Below are 18,329 nucleotides of genomic sequence, written 5' to 3'. Positions count from 1 at the left end.
TATTTAACATTGAATGTGAAGGCGCCCTATTATTGGGGACGCCTCTTTGTATAAACATGCTTGGACTTTCGTATTAAATCATAAAACGATTATTTTTATTCCAAAACCCTTCCCAGCCTCTCCACCGCCTCCGATATCTCCTCTTCCCCAATACTAGCAAACCCCAACACCAATTCAACCATACCTGCAGTTTCATACCGCTTCGTCAACATAAACCGTCGCATCGTATAAATTTCCAGCTTTTCTTGCTTCGCTGCTTTTTCCACTTGCTCATATGTTTTTCTCGTTTTAAACCATGCCAAAAAATGCAAGCCGGCCGGAATATCTTCTATAACAACCCGCTTCCCAAATCGCCGGCAGATATGAGCGATCAATTCCTTACGTTTCGATTCATAATGGTGCGTCATCCGTTTAAGATGGCGTGCATATCCTCCTGTCTCAATAAAATAATATAAGGTATATAACGATAGAACATTACTGCTCTGCATAAAATACCGATATTTTTCCCGGTATTTCCTCAATATATCTGGCGGCAAAACCATGTAGCTGATCCGCAATCCAGGTAGCATTGTTTTGGAAAACGTACCTGTGTAAATGATACGCTGATTTTGGTCTAAACTTTGCAACGATGGAATGTTATCCGTCTCATATTTGAATTCACTATCATAATCGTCTTCAATAATATAACGGTCGGTTTTTTTGATAGACCAATTTAATAATTCAACCCTCCTTGCGATAGGCATGATTTTGCCAGTTGGGAACTGGTGTGATGGGGTGACAAATAAGTAATTAATATCGGTCGCTTCGACTTCATTCATTGCAATTCCTTTATCGTCGATTGCAAGCGTATGTACATCAAATCCCATATCTGCAAGCAGCGTATAGAACCGCGAATATCCAGGGTCCTCCATCGCAACAACTGTCCCTTTTTCATTTAGATCCATTAAATTGCGAATTAACAACTGGGTGCCTGCCCCGATAACAATTTGCTCCGGCTTACAAACCACCCCGCGTGACATAGCAATTAAACGGGCGATACTTTGCCGCACCAGATATGGTCCCTGATAATGGCTGACCTCGGATAATTCATATTTATGATTCATCAGTGCTTTTTGCTGGCATTTCATCCATTCATGAAAGGGAAACATAGCTATATCGGATGTCATATGCGATAAGGAAAGCCACCCTTCCCCTGTGAAATGCTGCTCTTTTAAATCCTCCGGTAACGACTGTTCATGCCGCTTGCCTTTTTGGATAAACGGGGTAATATTTTCTACATAATAGCCTTTTCTTTCTTTTGTATAAATGTATCCCTCCGCAAGCAGCTGCTCATAGGCGCTTGTCACTGTATTCACACTAACATTTAGTTGTTCAGCTAACTGCCGTTTTGATGGGAGCTTTTCATGTGCTTGTAATCTGCCTTCCAAAACCTGTCCTTTTATACGCAGATAAATTTGTTTATATAAATTTTTCCTGTCGTCTATTTTATTAAGCGTAATCAACATTAGCCATCCTCCTAATCTGGTGCCCAATAAAATTAATAACTGGTACTTTTCATTATACCAGATTGTTGTCATACTTATCACTATATTAGAATAAGGAGTGATTACGATGACCACAACAGTAGCAACAACCGAAGAGTTACAAGCCAAGCGTCAAAAATACATCCCACGCGGTGTAAGCAATGGGAATTTGAACATTGCAGCACATGCAAGCGGTGCAACGGTAACCGATATCGAAGGAAGGAAATGGATCGATTTTGCCGGAGCCATCGGAACGCTAAACGTCGGCCATACCCATCCAAAAGTCACGGAAGCGGTTAAACAGCAAGTCGATCGATTCCTGCATCCAGGTTTTAATGTCATGATGTACGAAGGCTATATTCAACTGGCAGAAAAGTTATGCGAGATCACCCCTGGAACATTTGATAAACAAGCTATCCTATTAAATTCAGGGGCTGAAGCAGTGGAGAACGCGGTAAAAGCAGCCCGCCGCTATACAGGCAGACAAGCTGTTGTTTCATTTACAAGAGGATTCCATGGCCGGACCAATATGACCATGAGTATGACAAGTAAAGTGAAACCGTATAAATTTGGCTTTGGACCATTTGCCCCTGAAGTTTATCAAGCTCCATATCCATACACATACCATAAGCCTGATACCATGACTGAGGATGCTTATGTGGACCAAAAAATCGAGGAATTTAAAGACTTCTTTCTTGCAACAGTAGCGCCTGAAACAGTTGCTTGTATCGTGATGGAGCCTGTTCAGGGGGAAGGGGGCTTTGTTATTCCACCGAAAAAATTCGTACAATTTGTAAGTAACTTTTGCCATGAGCATGGGATTGTCTTTGTCGGCGATGAAATTCAGACAGGCTTTGGACGGACTGGAAAGTTATTTGCTATGGAACATTTTGATGTCGTACCTGACCTTATTACTGTATCCAAATCATTGGCGGCTGGTCTGCCATTAAGCGGCGTTGTTGGTAAGACAGAGATTCTAAATGCTGCAGGTCCAGGTGAATTAGGGGGCACCTACGCAGGTAGTCCGGTTGCTTGTGCCGCTGCATTAGCTGTCATCGATATCATGGAAGAGGAAAACTTATCACAAAAATCGGAAATGATTGGCCAAAAAATAGAACATAAATTACTATCCTTGAAAGAGCAACATGACTATATCGGAGAAATACGTCGTTTGGGATCTATGGTTGCTGCTGAATTGGTTATCGATACTACAACCAAACAGCCGAACAAACAAAAGACAGCCGAAATTGTCATGAACGCGAACGATAACGGCTTATTGCTACTTTCTGCTGGAATTAAAGGCAATGTGATCCGCTTTTTAGCACCGTTAGTCATCACAGATGAAGAACTAACAAAAGGACTGGATATGTTGGAAAAGGCATTTGATTAAAACTGGTGCCAAACGGGTATTTTTAACTATCGGGCGGTCTTAAAGGAAGAATGAACAATAAGAATTTTTGTGAAAATATGTTATCTGCTGAACCCTATTCCTTTAGCATCTAACAAAATTGTATTATGCTAATGAAAGATAGGTAAACATATCAAGATCAAAAAGATCATAAAAGGAGGCACTAGCAATGACAAAACAATTCAACGTAACGAACCCTGCCACAGGCGAAATCATTGAGCAAGTCACGATGAATACAGAAGAAGAAATTAACAAGAAATTAGAACTCGGGCATAAAGCCTTTAAGGAATGGGCAAAAGTCAACGCGCATGAACGTTCCCGTTTACTGCAAAAATGGTCTGACAAGGTTAAGGAAAACAAACAAGAAATCGCTGAAATCATGACCAAAGAAAATGGGAAGCCAATGCATGAATCATTAGGTGAGGTTGACTATGCAGCAAGTTATATTGACTGGTATGCTGAAGAAGCAAAACGAATTTATGGTCGCACCATTCCGGCGAATACGGAAAACAAGCGCATTATTGTCAGCCATCAGCCGGTGGGACTTGTAGCAGCAATCACTCCCTGGAATTTCCCAGCAGCCATGATGACCAGAAAAGCAGCTCCAGCTCTTGCGGCAGGCTGTACGTTTATTGTAAAACCAGCAGTAGAAACACCATTAACCGCGATTCGGATCATTGAACTTGCCCATGAAGCAGGGATTCCTGAAGATGCGGTACAATGCGTCAACACGCGTGGAAGTATTGCCGGTGATATTTTTACCAGCAGTGATTACGTTCGTAAAATCACGTTTACCGGTTCCACCCCTGTGGGCAAAACATTAATTAAAAACAGTGCCGATTCAGTCAAGCATGTAACAATGGAATTAGGTGGGCATGCTCCACTAATCGTTGCCGAAGACGCCGATCTTGATTTTGCGGTACAACAAACAATTGCCACCAAATTTAGAAATGCAGGTCAAACCTGTGTCTGCGCTAACCGGCTGATTATCCACGAAAACATAGTAGAGGAGTATTCCAAGAAGCTGGCAGCAGAAGTGGAGAAACTCAAGGTTGGTAACGGCATGGATAAAGGCACCGATGTCGGACCGATCATCAACAAAAAGGGCTACGAAAAAATTGTTGAACAGGTAAACGACGCTGTCGAAAAAGGTGCAGAAGTATTAGTCGGCAATAAATATGATACGGATGATGATAAAGGATATTACTATGTTTACCCAACTGTATTAAACAATGTTAAGGATAATATGGACATCATGCACCAGGAAACATTTGGTCCAGTTGCTCCAATTACAACCTTTAACAAGTTAGAAGAAGCTGTTGAAATTGCCAACAACACGCCATACGGTCTTGCAGCCTATTTCTTTACGAATGATTACCGAACCGGAACATATTTACATGATCATCTGGACTTCGGTATTGTTGGCTGGAATGATGGCGGACCATCTGCTGCCCACGCACCATTTGGTGGCATGAAGGAGAGCGGCCTTGGCCGTGAAGGCGGAATTGAAGGAATTGAGCCTTATTTGGAGACAAAGTATTTGTCGATTGGGAATTTGTAAAAAGAATGTAAAAACAGAGCTGTTATGATAACGGCTCTGTTTTTATATTTGTATACTTTGCACATCATGCATGGTCTTTGGCAGACTCTTTCCACGCAAACGTAATACCAATACCTACCGCTAATAAAATAGCTGCAAAGTAAAACGGATAATTCAGATCAATATCGAACAAAAGTCCGCCAATGACTGGCCCAATCACGTTACCGATGCTCGTAAACATAGAGTTCATCCCGGCAACAAAGCCTTGCTCGTTTCCCGCAATCCGCGACAGATAGGTGGTAACAGTCGGCCGCAATAAGTCAAAGCCAATAAAAATGGTTATAGTAACAAGCATAATCATATAATATTCATGTACCAGCGTCATTAAAAATACCAAAACCATCGAGAAAATCAAACAATAACGGACTAACCGAACCTCTCCAAACCATTTGATAAAATGGCCAAAAAAGACCACCTGAAAAATTGCACCTAATATGCCCCCACCCGAAATCATAATCGCAATGTCTTTCGGTGTAAAACCAAATTTATGGTCAGCAAACAAGGAGAACAACGATTCAAACGATGATAGACCAAATGAAAAAATAAAGATAATTAAAAAAGAAATGAGATAGATTGGTATGAATATCCGTTTCCAACCTGTTTGTGCCCCTGGAATCTGCTGTACATCATCTTGATGTCGCTCAGGCTCTTGCAACAATACAAATGATAGTACAGCCGCTATTAAACCAAAGACAGCAGCGAAGAAAAACGGCATCCTTGTTCCAATACCAGCCAAAAAGCCGCCAACTCCCGGCCCTACGATAAAACCAGTATTAATCGCCGCTGACATATACCCCAATGCCTTTGGTCGGTAGTCGGGCGATGTAATATCGGCAATATACGCTGTAACTGCGGACATAATAAAAGCTGCGCTAACCCCTCCAACCATGCGTGATATGAATAGTGCAACCACATCCTTGCCGATGCCAAATAGAAATTCAGAAAAAGCAAAGATAATTAATCCAATCACGATCATTTTTTTTCGTCCAAAACGATCCACCCACTTTCCAGCAATTGGAGAAGCCAGCAGCTGTAAAAAAGCAAATGCTGCAACAAGATATCCAACAACCGAACCGGATAAATGTAATTCATTCATAATGGTTGGAACAACGGGAATAACGAGACTAATCCCCAAAAATGCCAAAAATAAATTGATTAATACAATGACAAGTGCCACCGTTTGATTTTTCTCCATACTATGTTACTCCTTTAAAAAACTGTGAACTATTTCAGAACTAATAAAGACACTTACAGTATGCGTCAATCAATGAAAAACATGATCATGCACCTTAATATGCGAATTTATTTTCAAACCACCGTTTTACTCATTTCATGATTGTACTATATTTTCATGCAAAAGGTCTGTTGTAAAGCCTTATTTTTTATAAAAAAGTGAGCTTTTTCTATCACCGACAAAAATAAGATGAATCCATAGCAGCCAATAATATCATACCTGCTTTAAACAGCAAAAAAGTGATGTTTCCCCCTTTTATTTCATTGGCGGTTTTCATTAACTGATTATGGAACAAATACACTACCAAAGAACCACAAAAGGCATTACAAATTTCTTATGAAAATGAATACTTTTTACCTTGAACATCTCGATTTTTACTGGTAATTTATAACTAATTATGCAAAAGTGTTAACATTATGTTAATTTATACAGGCTGTCAACTCGATGACGTTGTTCCATCTGGATTGAAACTACTACACATCATTGTTAAACCCACTCACAAATTCCTGCACGACAACGGCAGATTTGATCACTTCCCATTCTTGTTAATCCCTTTTAATCAGCACGAAAGTAATGTTTTGATATTAATGAAATCATGCTATAGTATTCGGCCGTTAGCATTTAAAATGATTTGGAAAAAACAAAAAGATAGCAGGTATTTTCACATAAAGGAGTAGCCTATGAAGAAAATTTTTACATGGATGCTCGCTGTTTCTGCCTTGTTCCTCTTAGCTGCTTGTAGCAATGATGAGGAGACGGCTGACGAGCTGATTGAATATTATAATGAAGAATGGATTCCTATCCATGCAATGAAGAGTGCAAAAATGGATGATGCCCAAGAAAGACTTTTGAAAATTCAGGAAGAACAAGAAGAAAATTATAGAGGAGAAGCTATCGCTTTGTACAAAGACGAAATTATACCATCTTTTAACGAGGTTTTAGAGCGACTTAAGTCCGTAGAACTGGAACACAAAGAGGTTAAAAAAATGAACGATTTGCAAATGAAGGCGGAGGAATTTGGCAAAACCCATTTAAAAATGGGAATTGATTATTTTAATGATGATATCTCAGATACCCAATACATGACCCATGAAGATGAATTAAAAGAAAAATATGATGACGTCCTTGAGTACCGGGATAAACTAATAGAAAAATATGACCTGAAATATGATAAAGAAAAAGACAAAGTCGATGGCTTTTACGAACTAAAGCATAAGGATTAATAGAAAATTTATCGAGCGAACTGATTTTCATAAATGTTAAGTCTGTACGCTCTTCGCTTAGAGATATCACTAAAGGAGTTAAAAACATCCGGGGAAAGCTTTAAAGACAAGACAATCTTCTTTACAAGCCTGTTATGAAAAAAATCCATTGTGATTATGTTGTAAAAAGACCCCGAAAAACTGAAGAAACGTGTAAATGATGAGGTATTATCCAGTGAAAATAATTTAGCTAAAGAAATCGCTATGGTTGAGTTATATTTGTTTTCCGGTAACGAGCGACCGGAGGATCATGTCATTAACGGAACAGACGCTGCTAGCTCAGTGCTTATTTATCATGTTACGAAATTATCAGCGGCAAATAGATGCGGTTGGCGAAGATATCGACTTTGAACAAGGACCGAATGATCCATTATTGGCAAGAGTGGAATCTATCCATTATGATGTGACGGATAATTGTCTTGGATTCGGAACTAACCACCAGCCTTTTTGACGAAGACGATAATTATACCAGAAAAGATTTTATGAATCCTTGAGGAAGGAATGACGGTGGAGGATTTAATTAATAACTAGATCCTGAAACATATTATCGACCAGCAATTCAACAGTGGCCGGATCTGGAGTGTTCAACATGATGAAAAGAATGTTTTTTATATGTATAAGTATGATTATACTACTTTCTATTACAAGTTGTTCAAATGACGATGAAGTAGCTAAGGAGTTAATTGATTACTATAATAATGACTGGATTACTGTTCAAAAAATGAAACAAGAAAAATTAGGATCAAAGAAGATTGAATTACTCCGTCAAATAGAAATAGGTGATGAAAGTGCCAATACCTATGCTAAAGAAGAAATCATACCCAGTATGAAAGAAATACTAGATTATCTTCATGGCATTAAGTTAGATCATAAAGAGGTTCAAAAGTTACATCAATTACAAGTTGAGGCAGATGAGTTTTTCTATGAAGGACTTAAAGATTTTCCAGCACATTATCGTGGCGAAATAAATGATAAGGAAATACAGGAAAAAGAAGACAAACTTAAAGAAAAATATGATGAAGTCCTTGATTATCAAGAAAAACTCATGGAAAAATATGACCTCAAGTATGATCAGGCTAAAGGCAAAGTAGACGGCTTTTATGAACTGAAAAATAGGGAAGATTTAAAGGATAAGATATACTCGATTATCGGGATAAATTAAAAACATTATAATGAGAGCTTTTTGAAACATAAAAAGGCTCTCTGATTATATGAATCGTATAAAACATGGGGTGTCACACTTGAAAAAAATGTTTTTTATATGGATTAGTATGATACTGTTGCTGATTATGACTGGTTGTTCAAATGATGACGAAGCAGCAAAAGAATTAATTGATTACTATAATAATGATTGGATTACCGTCCAAAAAATGAAAGAGGAAAACTTAAACCCAAAAAAAGATAAACTGATTGACATTGAAAATGATAGTAAAAATAAGGCAAGCACCTATGTGAAAGAAGAACTAATGCCAAGTATGAAGGAAATATTGGATTATCTCAATCATATCGAATTGGAACATAAGGAAGTTAAAAAGTTACATCGATTAGAGATGGAAGGAGAAGAATTTGCCTATAAAGGGTTTAAAGACGGTATAGCTTATTATAAAGGAGAACTAACTGATGATGAAATGAATGAAAATACCAAGAAGTTGGAGAAAAAATATGATGCATTTCTTGAGCGAAGGGACAAATTAATGGATAAATACAATATTGTTTGGGTTGACGATTCATCTTCTGAATCGGGTTATCAAAAAATGAAATTAAAAAGATAGTTGCTTGCCAACTTACGAAAAGGCAAAGGGAACTAGTTGCTTAGCTCCCTTTTTCTATAAAATCTTGATACACAATCTCCCCATCCATCACCGTTAATTTCACCTTCGTATCTTTAATCTCTTCTACCGGCACATCAAATAAATTTCGGTCAAGTACAATGACATCAGCAAGTTTTCCCTTTTCAAGTGTACCTAGCTCATGTTCCCGAAATCCTCCGTATGCCGAACCGTTAGTATAATCATGTAAAGCCTCTGCCAGTGTGACCTTTTCAGCCGGGTTCCAGCCTCCTATTGGATTGCCATCATTAAATACCCTAGTCACAGCTCGATAAATTTCCATCATTGGATCTAATCCCACCACAGGAAAATCTGTGCCAAAAGCCATTCGAGCACCGCGTTGTTTTAGGGTGTTAATCGGCCATGTAAAAGGCTCTCGTTCCTTGCCCAATCGGTCCAGATAATCGTTGTCTTCATATTTTTCAGACACTCCTAAATGCTCCGGCTGCATTGATGCAATAACACCCAGTTGCGAAAAACGATCCAGATCATCAGGATGGATGACTTCAATATGCTCAATCGTGTGTCGTGAATCCCGTACCCCATTTATTTTTTGCGCAGCTTCAAAGCTATCCAATCCCAACCTAACCGCTCCATCTCCACAAGCATGTAGTCGAATCCGAAAGTCTTCACGGTCAGCATCGATAATCCATTGTTTCACCTGGTCTATCGGAATCAGTGTATTACCTCTTGTTTCAGGACAATCTGAGTAGGGTTCTAAGAGGTAGGCGGTATATGTTGTAGGGACCCCATCCAGGAACTGTTTCAAACCAGAAAACATCAGCTTATCCGAACAGTATTGCTCTCTTAATACTCGTGGGCGTTCTAAGTCACCATTTAGTGCAGTCATAAACTGGATCCGTGTGGTTAATTTCCCTTTTTCCTCAAATTCTTGATAGATATCCAAATCGCCGAGCTCCAAATTAGGAAGCGGAAGCATATCACTTACTGTCGTAATACCCAATTTCGCCGCCTGGTTCAAAAATTTTTCTAGGATGCATGCTTTTCGTTCTCTTGGAATGCTAGTAAATGCCTGTTCAGCTAATCCCATCGCTGTTTCATATAGAAATCCAGTCGGCTCTCCATTTTCATCTTTTGCTATTCCGCCAAACGGAGGGTCTGGAGTATTACGATCAATCCCAATCACTTCTAGTGCTTTACTGTTCAGCCATGCTCCATGACACTCTGCATTAAACAGGAATACTGGACGATCTGAAATAAATTGATCAAGTGTTGAACGATGCGGGAGTTTCTTTTCATCCCAAAACACATGATACCAGCTAAAACCAATCACCCAAGGATCATCGGGGCGGCTATCAGCAAACACCTTCACCATTTCTGCTGTTTCCTGTTCAGACTTCGCATCAAGCAATGAGACACTAACCTGTGCCAAGCTACCTAGAAATAGATGCAGGTGAAAATCCTGAAATCCTGGCATAATTAATTTCTCCCCAACATCCAGCACCTTTGTATGAGAGCCAATGAACGGTTTAACTTCCTCCACTGAACCAACAGCTACAATATAACGATCCCGAATAGCGACTGACCCCTTTATAGGTTTATCATGTTGTCCGGTAAATATCGCTTCACTAGTTAATACAAGGTCCGCTTGCTCTAAAGTACTCATAAATGTCTTCCCCCAACGGTGTTTTACTTTTATAAAAGTAATATTCGATAATCAAAATCACTTAATAATGCAACTATTAAGAATTAACAAAAGATAGTTGCTCCCCTAATGACTTCACTTGATAAAGGTCATCTCGCCTATCTTTTAACGGTGTGACCGTTCCAATCAAACGATTTTGCCTTATAGCTTCGAGATCGACTTCACCTATCACCATCGTTTCGGTATTTACAGCAGCCTCTCCGATAATCCCATCATCAGTTGATCCATAATCAATCGGCATGAATATCCCGGATTGTGCATAGTTCGTGTTCATATGATAAACATGGGTCAAGTTCCCAACGGTACCCGCAGTGATCGTGGCCACTTGATTTTCAATGGCTCTTGCCCGGGCACAGCAACGAATTCGCAAATTGGCCTGTTGATCTTGTGCTGTAAATGGAATAAAAATCAATTGAGTACCTTGATTCACAGCAATTCTTGCAAGCTCTGGAAACTGAATATCGTATCCTATTAAGATGGAAACTTTTCCACAGTCCGTATCAAATACCTTCACTCCATTACCAGCTTGCGTTCCCCACCATTTCCGTTCATCTTGAGAAATGTGCAGTTTATATTGCTCATCAATTCTGCCATTACGATGAAATAAATAAGCAACATTATACAGCGAACCCTTCTCAATTACGAATTGAGAACCGGCAATAATATTGATACTGTAGCGAATTGCCATTTCGGAAAATAACTGCAAGTAGTCCTTGGTATACGCTGCCACCTCCCTTACCTGTTTGTTTGGCGCGGTTTTCTTAATAAAAGATAATAGCTGTATTGTAAATAACTCCGGAAACACGACAAAGTCGGATCGTACCTTGGAACTTGCATCGATATAGTATTCACTTTGTGATGCAAAATCCTTAAACGATTGAATTGCCTTCATCGGATATTGAATTGCTGATATACGTATGGGCAACGCACGCTTATATTTTTCAGTTATCACCGGCACATATTCCGGATTCCTCCATTCCATTAATGTTGCATATTTTAATGAGGCATGGTCATCTGGTAAATAGTTTGCCATGACTTTGTGCAGTTTAAAGCCGTTCATTAGTTGAAAGGTAAGCACAGGGTCATACAAGTTTCGATTGATGACTTCATTCGTATATTCATCCGCTGATATCTGATCCCCATATTTATGATAATTTGGCAGCCTCCCGCCGAATAAAATACTTTCCAAATTAAATTTTTTACATATTTTACGACGTGCTTCGTATAAACGTCTACCAATTTTCATTTGTCGATATTCCGGGTGAACGACAACCTCAATCCCATATAAATTCTTCCCTGCCGGATTATGATTGCGGATAAACCCTTCATCGGCAATTTCATCAAATGAATGATCTTCCCCATATTCATCAAAGTTGACAATAATACTGGAGCACGAACCAACAATTACCCCATCATATTCAATACAAATTTGACCTTCAGGGAAAATTTTCAATTGGCTTTCGAAATGTTCCCGTTTAAAGGCGATAGCTTCATTGCCAAAACCAAGCTTGTTCATCTTGATGATACCTTCTATATCCTCATGTCTTGTATTTCGTACGATAAGTTTCTTTTTTATAGTTGATACATCTGTACCTAACATCTCATTCCCCCTCTTGTTCATTCCACGGTGTTAATCCTACAGGAACCAGCATTGTCTTCTTATCTATGGAAAGCACTGGTCCCCATACTACTTACTCGTTTGTTTTAATAGAAACAAACTTTTCTTCCAAATACTCCACGAGCCCGTATTTTCCACCTTCTTTTCCAATACCGCTTTCTTTGACACCACCAAATGGAGCCTGAATGGTGATTGGTGTTGGGTCATTAATACCAACAATCCCGAACTCTAATTCCTGCATCATTCGAAAGCCACGGCCCAAATCATTTGTGAAACAATACGCAGCTAATCCATAGGAAACATGGTTCGCCCTTTCCACCACTTCTTCTTCTGTTTTAAATGTAAAGATAGGAGCTACCGGGCCAAATGTTTCTTCTATAGCAATCTTCATCTCATCATTTGCATAATGAATAACAGTTGGCTCGTAGAAGTTTTGCTCGCCACCGATTTTTTTTCCTCCACAGAGTACTTTTCCGTGATGTCTTTTAGCATCTTCTACATGACTGGATACTTTTTCTAACGCTGCAGCATTAATTAACGGACCAACATCAATACCATCTTCCAATCCATTGCCGACCTTTAAATTGGAAACCCTATCTGCGAGCTTTTCCCCAAATTCTTCGGCGATGCTTTCGGAAACATATACCCGGTTGGTACTGATACACGTTTGACCCGTATTTTTAAATTTTGAAAGCAAGACACCCTCTACTGCTGCATCCAGATCTGCATCTTCAAACACGATTAATGGAGCATGCCCTCCCAATTCCATGGAGATTTTTTTCACCGTATCTGCAGAATCACGAATTAGTTTTTTCCCGACAGCTGTTGATCCAGTAAAAGTAATCTTGCGTACATCCGGATTGCTTGTCATTGCACTTCCAATTTCTTCCGCATCACCAATCACCAGATTTGCTACTCCTTTTGGTAATTTGGCCTCATGGAAACATTCAAACACTTTTATTGCTGATAGCGGTGTTGCAGGTGCAGGTTTCAACACAATTGTACATCCGGCGGCAAGCGCTGGTGCGATTTTGCGGGTAATCATGGATAACGGAAAATTCCATGGCGTGATCGCGGCAGCTACACCAACCGGTTGACGAATGACCATTAGATGTTTATCCGGATGTGACGCAGGAACCGTATCCCCATATACCCGCTTAGCTTCCTCTGCATACCATTCCAGGTAACTTATCGCACTGTTCACCTCACTTTTTGCGTCAGCAAGCGGTTTGCCATTTTCCTTTGTGATCGTTTCCGCCAGTTCATCCTTGCGTACCCGCATCAAACGAACCGTTTCTGCTAAATAATGACTCCGCTGATTTCCAGTCGTTTTCTTCCATGTTTTGAATGCCTCTTTTGCATCAGCAATTGCCTCATTAGTTTCCGCCTTTCCTACCGTTGCAACAGATGCGATTACTTCCCCAGTAGCAGGATTCTTAACATCCAATTTTTCCTTTGTTTCTCGCCATTCACCATTGATATAAACCATGTTATAACCTCCCTGAAGTATTCCGTATCGAAATTCTTTTTTTAATATTCATTCCTTATTTGCCAAGTTTTTTCAAAAGCTGTAATTGAATCATCAATAACCGCAATCATTTCTTCCACTTCTTGTTTATTAATGATAAGTGGTGGCGCTACGGCAACAATTTCTTTATTGGATCCAAGTGCTCTTAGGATTAGTTTCCGGTCAAAACATTCATCCACAACGGTGATTGCCGGCGCTACTGAAGGATCAAAGTATTTTCCACTATCCCGTTCTTCCCGTAGTTCAAAGGCTGCCAGCAGCCCCTTAGCTCTGCATCTTGTCACATGTGGGTGTTTATCTTCCAAATAGTTAAACCCTTCTCTTAACACCTGCTCCATATTACGTACATTTCCTACTACATCTTCCCGCTCCATTATTTCAATATTTTTCAAGGCAACGGCACAAGCTGTTGGATGACCACTGTAAGTAAAACCATGTGATAACACCCCGTCATATTGAACAATCGTATCGCGAATACCTTTTTTCATCATGACGCCGCCTAACTGAGAATAGCCACTAGTTACACCTTTGGCAAAACACAACATGTCAGGTACGACATCCCAGTGTTCCATGGCAAACATTTTTCCAGTTCTGGCAAAACCACAAATTACCTCATCAGCAATAAATAAAATGTCGTTTTCATCACATAGATCCCGGACTGCTTGCATGTATCCTTCGGGTGGAATATGAACACCACCAGAGCCTTGAATCGGTTCCATAATGAACGCAGCAATCGTATCTGCACCTTCTTTTTCCACGATATCGCGAATACACCCTTCATAGTTTGAATCGCTCTTATCTCCGCGTTCACAATTGGTAAGATAAGGTTTGGCATGGAAAACATCCGCTATATTCGAATTTGCAAAGTCGTGGAATGCCGGGATACCAGTCGCTGTTTGTGCTGCAACTGTAACACCATGATAGCCGTTCTCCATTGCAATGATTTTTCGCTTCTTTGGCCGACCTTTTAAACTCCAGTAAAAGCGGGACAACTTAAAAGCGGTGTCATTTGATTCTGATCCACCAGAAGTATAGAAAACGGCACTTAAATCACCAGGAGTGATGCTGGACAGCTTGTTCGCAAGCGTAATAGCCGGTTCGTTAGAATATCCCTTAAAGGATGAAGCATAGGCCATTTTTATCATTTGTTCCTTTCCTGCTTCTGCAAGCTCTTGTTGTCCATGACCCAAATTCACATTCCAAAGCATGGATAATCCATCAAAGTATTTCTCACCATCTGTACTATTTGCATAAACTCCGTTCCCATCAGCAAAGATAAGCGGTGTTCCTTGTTCAGCCTGTGCTTTCGGTGGAGTGGTAGGATGAATGTAATGTTCCTTATCCTGTGCTACTAGTTTCGTAGTTTTTGCACTTTGTGTTTGTACAGCCACATTAACCCCCCCTGAAATAGTAGTTAATTCTATACTTATTACTGATGCAACTTCTATGCCAATCAACTCTAAAGTTTATAAATGATATTAAGTAATTAAAAATGGTAAATAGCTGTCCTGCTGCGTTTCGAATCATTCAATAAACTAACCTGCCATTTCATTTATATTTGCATAAATGACACATCTTCAAACCATAAAGGAGGAACATTTATGAAAAATTACATAGCATTATGATTAAATGCATAATTAGATAAAACTAATTCTTAGACCTAATATGTAAAACTAGGCCGTCAAATATGAGTGCCTAGTTCTACGTATTCAATTCATTACAAGTTAAATGTTTTCCCCCTATTCTTTTAGCCACTTCAGGACTGGTTTGTCACCACATGCACATGATACATGTCGTGCCGGCGATCATTCAGCGGTTGGACCGTACCAACCAAACGGTTTCGACGTAGCGCTTCTAAATCTACTTCGCCCACCACCATCATCTCAATGTTAGCAGCGGCTTCACCAATAACACCGTCACCAACCCCATAATCAATAGGGGTAAAAATTCCTGATTGTGCATAATTTGTGTTCATATGATATACCTGTGTCAAGTTCCCAACTGTCCCCGCAGTTACCGTTGCAACTTGGTTTTCAATTGCTCTTGCCTGAGCACAACAACGAATGCGCAAATCCCCCTGCTTATCTTGTGCAGTAAATGGACTGAAAATCAATTGAGCTCCTTGATCTACTGCGATTCGTGAAAGCTCCGGAAACTGAATATCGTATCCCATTAAGATAGAAACTTTTCCACAATCTGTATCAAATACTTTCACCTCATCGCCAGCTTGTGTTCCCCACCATTTCCGTTCATCTGGAGAAATATGCAATTTATACTGCTTATCAATTGTGCCATTGCGATGAAACAAATAGGCAACATTGTACAGCGAACCATTCTCCTCAACAAAATGAGAACCTGCGATAATATTGATGCTGTAACGAATTGCCATACCGGAGAACACTTCAAGGTAATCTTCCGTAAACTCCGCCACCTTTCTTACTTGTTTACTTGGCACGGTTTCTCCAAGAAAGGCTAAAAGTTGCATTGTAAATGATTCAGGGAACATAACAAAGTCAGATCGTATCTTGGAACTTGCGTCGACATAATATTCACTTTGCGCGGCAAATGCTTTAAATGATTGAATCTCCTTTAACGAGTACTGAACTGCAGCTATACGAACGGGTAATGCACGCTTATATTTTTCCGTTACTTTTGGCACATACTCTGGATTCTTCCATTCCATTAATGTTGCATACTTTAATGAAGCATGGTCATCTGGTAAATAGTTTGGTAGAATACGTTTAAATGTAAATCCATTTATTAGCTGAAACGTCAAAACTGGATCATACATGTTTTTCTTTATTACTTGATAAACATATTCCTCTGGGCTTATCTGTTCCGCATACTTGTGATAATTAGGAATACGCCCTCCGAAAACAATACTTTTTAAATGAAATTTTTTACAGATTTGCCGGCGGGCTTCGTACAAACGTCTGCCAATCTTCATATTCCGGTATTCCGGATGAACGACAACATCCGTACCGTAAAGATTTACCCCGTCCGGATTATGATTTCGAATAAAACCATCATCCGTAATTTCGTCGATAGTATGCTTTTCATTATATTCGTCAACGTTTACAATTAAACTGGAACATGATCCGACAATTTTACCATCAAATTTAATACAAACTTGCCCCTCTGGAAAAATCCGCAAATGGCTTTCATAATGTTTTCGTTGAAAAGGGATTTCCGGATTGGCAAAACCAATTTTAGCCATCTCGATAATCTCGTCAATATCTTCTGGTTGAATCGGGCAAACAACAATTTCCTTTTCATAACCGGCATGCTCCACTTTTGTCATTATTTCTCTCCTAACCTGTTTAAATAATTAATAATGATTTCTACGTTCCATTTTAAGATATACGATCACGAAACTTCATATAAAATTTCATCATTCCAACTGCCTTTGCGTGTTGGCTATGAAAGGGAATGGGGCGCAGCTGTTCTTTTTCCAATGGATTACTTCTCTCCCCCTCATGTAATATACTATTGGCAATCAATTTACCTGCCATGGAGGACATCGCGGCCCCATGCCCGGCAAACCCAAATGCATAATATGCGCCATCTTCCAAACGTCCCATATATGGTAGCATCTCCTGCGTGAATCCTACCTTACCACCCCAACTGTACTCGATTCTGGCATTTCTTAGTTGTGGAAAAACGTCAATCATTCCTTGACGCAGATTTTGGAAAAGGTGCTCCTGATCCCGTCTATTGGAACGGCCGGAACCTCCAAATGCCATCCGGTGATCTGCCGTTCTGCGGAAATAATATAGTAAGTTTTTTGTATCTGATACCGCTCTGTCATGTTTAATTAATTCTTGCAACTCTCCCTCAGGCAGTGGCTCAGTAGCAATCATAATACTTTCCACCGGAACAATCGTCCTCTTAATTGTATTCTGGAAGTTACCGGAATACGCATTGGTCACAATTACGAGATCTTTCGCAAATACGCGTCCTTTATTCGTTTCGACCACGACTCCACCAGACATTTTGCGATATTGTAATGCCTCGGAATGTTCATAAATTGTCCCGCCCAATTCTTCAACTGCTTCAGCCAGGCCAAGGACATAATTTAATGGATGAAAATGAGCACTACTCCCATCAACTCGGCCACCATGGTAAAAGGAAGTATTTAATTCAGTCTGCAGATCTTGCTTCTCGACAATCTTTATTTTGTCATAATGAAAATCTCTTGCCATTATTTCCTGTTCCCTTTTCATACCATCCATGTGTGATGGTTTGTAGGCAGCATGAAAATCTCCATTTCTCCTAAAATCGCACGATATTTGATGTTTATGGATGATACCTTCAATCAAATCGATCGAATCAAGGGATAACTGCCACATTTGTCTAGCTACTTCCATCCCTTTCTTTTTCGCATGTAACTCCATGGATCCAATATAACCGGTAAGTACTTCGCCACCGTTTCTTCCACTTGCACCATAGCCAACTCGTTCTTTTTCCAAAACAACCGTTTGGCAATCTTTTTGTTGAAGATGATAAGCTGTTGATAGTCCTGAGAAACCACCTCCGATGACAACCACGTCACAATGCTGATCCCCTTGAAGGCGTTGATACCTTTTTCGTTTATTTCCTGTCGCTTCCCATAAAGACAATCGATCCATGTTTTCACTCCTTTTTTCTGAAAAAACTAGTAA

At 39.7% G+C, this 18,329-nt stretch carries 14 protein-coding genes; 6 read left to right on the top strand and 8 right to left on the bottom strand.

Translation table 11 applies throughout. The features are described from left to right. Window positions 1–95: 95 nt before the first annotated feature. Window positions 96–1,505 carry a MocR-like transcriptional regulator GabR gene (gene gabR / locus WMZ97_RS11835; protein ID WP_343272294.1) on the bottom strand — a complete coding sequence of 470 codons (1,410 nt, stop codon included), beginning with the start codon at window positions 1,503–1,505 and terminating at the stop codon, window positions 96–98. 97 nt (window positions 1,506–1,602) lie between these two features. Here gabR and gabT point away from each other — a divergent pair, with 97 nt between their 5' ends. Both gabT and WMZ97_RS11825 read left to right on the top strand, forming a co-directional pair. Further along, window positions 1,603–2,913, top strand: a complete 1,311-nt coding sequence (gabT, locus tag WMZ97_RS11830) for a 4-aminobutyrate--2-oxoglutarate transaminase (protein WP_405027687.1) — start codon at window positions 1,603–1,605, stop codon at window positions 2,911–2,913. A gap of 187 nt (window positions 2,914–3,100) precedes the next feature. Continuing rightward, the gene (locus tag WMZ97_RS11825; RefSeq protein WP_343272292.1) at window positions 3,101–4,492 is read left to right on the top strand and encodes an NAD-dependent succinate-semialdehyde dehydrogenase; all 1,392 of its coding nucleotides are present in this window, start codon (window positions 3,101–3,103) and stop codon (window positions 4,490–4,492) included. Between the two features lie 64 nt (window positions 4,493–4,556). On the opposite strand, the gene WMZ97_RS11820 is transcribed toward WMZ97_RS11825, so the two are convergent. Continuing rightward, on the bottom strand, window positions 4,557–5,726 hold the full coding sequence (locus WMZ97_RS11820; protein ID WP_343272291.1) for an MFS transporter: 1,170 nt from the start codon (window positions 5,724–5,726) through the stop codon (window positions 4,557–4,559). A 719-nt stretch (window positions 5,727–6,445) separates the two neighbouring features. On the opposite strand from WMZ97_RS11820, the gene WMZ97_RS11815 reads away from it, so the two are divergent. From WMZ97_RS11815 to WMZ97_RS11800, 4 genes are all read left to right on the top strand, one after another. Next, window positions 6,446–6,988: an LptM family lipoprotein gene (locus WMZ97_RS11815; RefSeq protein WP_343272290.1), complete on the top strand. Its 543-nt coding sequence runs from the start codon at window positions 6,446–6,448 to the stop codon at window positions 6,986–6,988. 289 nt (window positions 6,989–7,277) lie between these two features. Then, entirely contained in the window at window positions 7,278–7,478 is a 201-nt protein-coding gene (locus tag WMZ97_RS11810; protein WP_343272289.1) for a hypothetical protein, read from the top strand. Between the two features lie 138 nt (window positions 7,479–7,616). Further along, entirely contained in the window at window positions 7,617–8,189 is a 573-nt protein-coding gene (locus WMZ97_RS11805; protein ID WP_343272288.1) for a hypothetical protein, read from the top strand. Between the two features lie 79 nt (window positions 8,190–8,268). Then, entirely contained in the window at window positions 8,269–8,799 is a 531-nt protein-coding gene (locus tag WMZ97_RS11800; RefSeq protein WP_343272287.1) for a hypothetical protein, read from the top strand. A gap of 40 nt (window positions 8,800–8,839) precedes the next feature. Here WMZ97_RS11800 and WMZ97_RS11795 read toward each other — a convergent pair whose 3' ends face one another. From WMZ97_RS11795 to WMZ97_RS11770, 6 genes are all read right to left on the bottom strand, one after another. After that, window positions 8,840–10,483 carry an amidohydrolase gene (locus WMZ97_RS11795; RefSeq protein ID WP_343272286.1) on the bottom strand — a complete coding sequence of 548 codons (1,644 nt, stop codon included), beginning with the start codon at window positions 10,481–10,483 and terminating at the stop codon, window positions 8,840–8,842. 76 nt (window positions 10,484–10,559) lie between these two features. Continuing rightward, window positions 10,560–12,122: a bifunctional GNAT family N-acetyltransferase/carbon-nitrogen hydrolase family protein gene (locus WMZ97_RS11790; protein ID WP_343272285.1), complete on the bottom strand. Its 1,563-nt coding sequence runs from the start codon at window positions 12,120–12,122 to the stop codon at window positions 10,560–10,562. Between the two features lie 91 nt (window positions 12,123–12,213). Next, window positions 12,214–13,629 (bottom strand): NAD-dependent succinate-semialdehyde dehydrogenase, encoded by a 1,416-nt coding sequence (locus WMZ97_RS11785; protein WP_343272284.1) that lies wholly within the window; start codon window positions 13,627–13,629, stop codon window positions 12,214–12,216. Window positions 13,630–13,670: 41 nt separating this feature from the next. Beyond that, a complete protein-coding gene (locus tag WMZ97_RS11780) occupies window positions 13,671–15,059 on the bottom strand; it encodes an aminotransferase family protein (RefSeq protein ID WP_343272283.1) in 1,389 nt (462 codons plus the stop codon). Window positions 15,060–15,424: 365 nt separating this feature from the next. Continuing rightward, window positions 15,425–16,969, bottom strand: coding sequence for a GNAT family N-acetyltransferase (locus WMZ97_RS11775; protein WP_405027686.1), 1,545 nt, complete (start codon window positions 16,967–16,969; stop codon window positions 15,425–15,427). 52 nt (window positions 16,970–17,021) lie between these two features. After that, complete coding sequence (locus WMZ97_RS11770) at window positions 17,022–18,296, bottom strand: NAD(P)/FAD-dependent oxidoreductase (protein ID WP_343272282.1); 1,275 nt, start codon at window positions 18,294–18,296, stop codon at window positions 17,022–17,024. Window positions 18,297–18,329: the final 33 nt, after the last annotated feature.

The sequence above is a fragment of the Lentibacillus songyuanensis genome (assembly GCF_039548255.1).
Classification (GTDB): domain Bacteria; phylum Bacillota; class Bacilli; order Bacillales; family Amphibacillaceae; genus Lentibacillus_C; species Lentibacillus_C songyuanensis.
This window is presented reverse-complemented; position numbering and strand designations above follow the sequence as displayed.

Excerpts from the sequence above, each read along its gene's own strand:
- gabR (WP_343272294.1), bottom strand. The coding sequence starts at position 1,505 with ATGTTGATTACGCTTAATAAAATAGACGACAGGAAAAATTTATATAAA.
- WMZ97_RS11825 (WP_343272292.1), top strand. The coding sequence starts at position 3,101 with ATGACAAAACAATTCAACGTAACGAACCCTGCCACAGGCGAAATCATT.
- WMZ97_RS11820 (WP_343272291.1), bottom strand. The coding sequence starts at position 5,726 with ATGGAGAAAAATCAAACGGTGGCACTTGTCATTGTATTAATCAATTTA.
- WMZ97_RS11815 (WP_343272290.1), top strand. The coding sequence starts at position 6,446 with ATGAAGAAAATTTTTACATGGATGCTCGCTGTTTCTGCCTTGTTCCTC.
- WMZ97_RS11810 (WP_343272289.1), top strand. The coding sequence starts at position 7,278 with ATGTCATTAACGGAACAGACGCTGCTAGCTCAGTGCTTATTTATCATG.
- WMZ97_RS11805 (WP_343272288.1), top strand. The coding sequence starts at position 7,617 with ATGATGAAAAGAATGTTTTTTATATGTATAAGTATGATTATACTACTT.
- WMZ97_RS11795 (WP_343272286.1), bottom strand. The coding sequence starts at position 10,483 with ATGAGTACTTTAGAGCAAGCGGACCTTGTATTAACTAGTGAAGCGATA.
- WMZ97_RS11790 (WP_343272285.1), bottom strand. The coding sequence starts at position 12,122 with ATGTTAGGTACAGATGTATCAACTATAAAAAAGAAACTTATCGTACGA.
- WMZ97_RS11785 (WP_343272284.1), bottom strand. The coding sequence starts at position 13,629 with ATGGTTTATATCAATGGTGAATGGCGAGAAACAAAGGAAAAATTGGAT.
- WMZ97_RS11775 (WP_405027686.1), bottom strand. The coding sequence starts at position 16,969 with ATGACAAAAGTGGAGCATGCCGGTTATGAAAAGGAAATTGTTGTTTGC.
- WMZ97_RS11770 (WP_343272282.1), bottom strand. The coding sequence starts at position 18,296 with ATGGATCGATTGTCTTTATGGGAAGCGACAGGAAATAAACGAAAAAGG.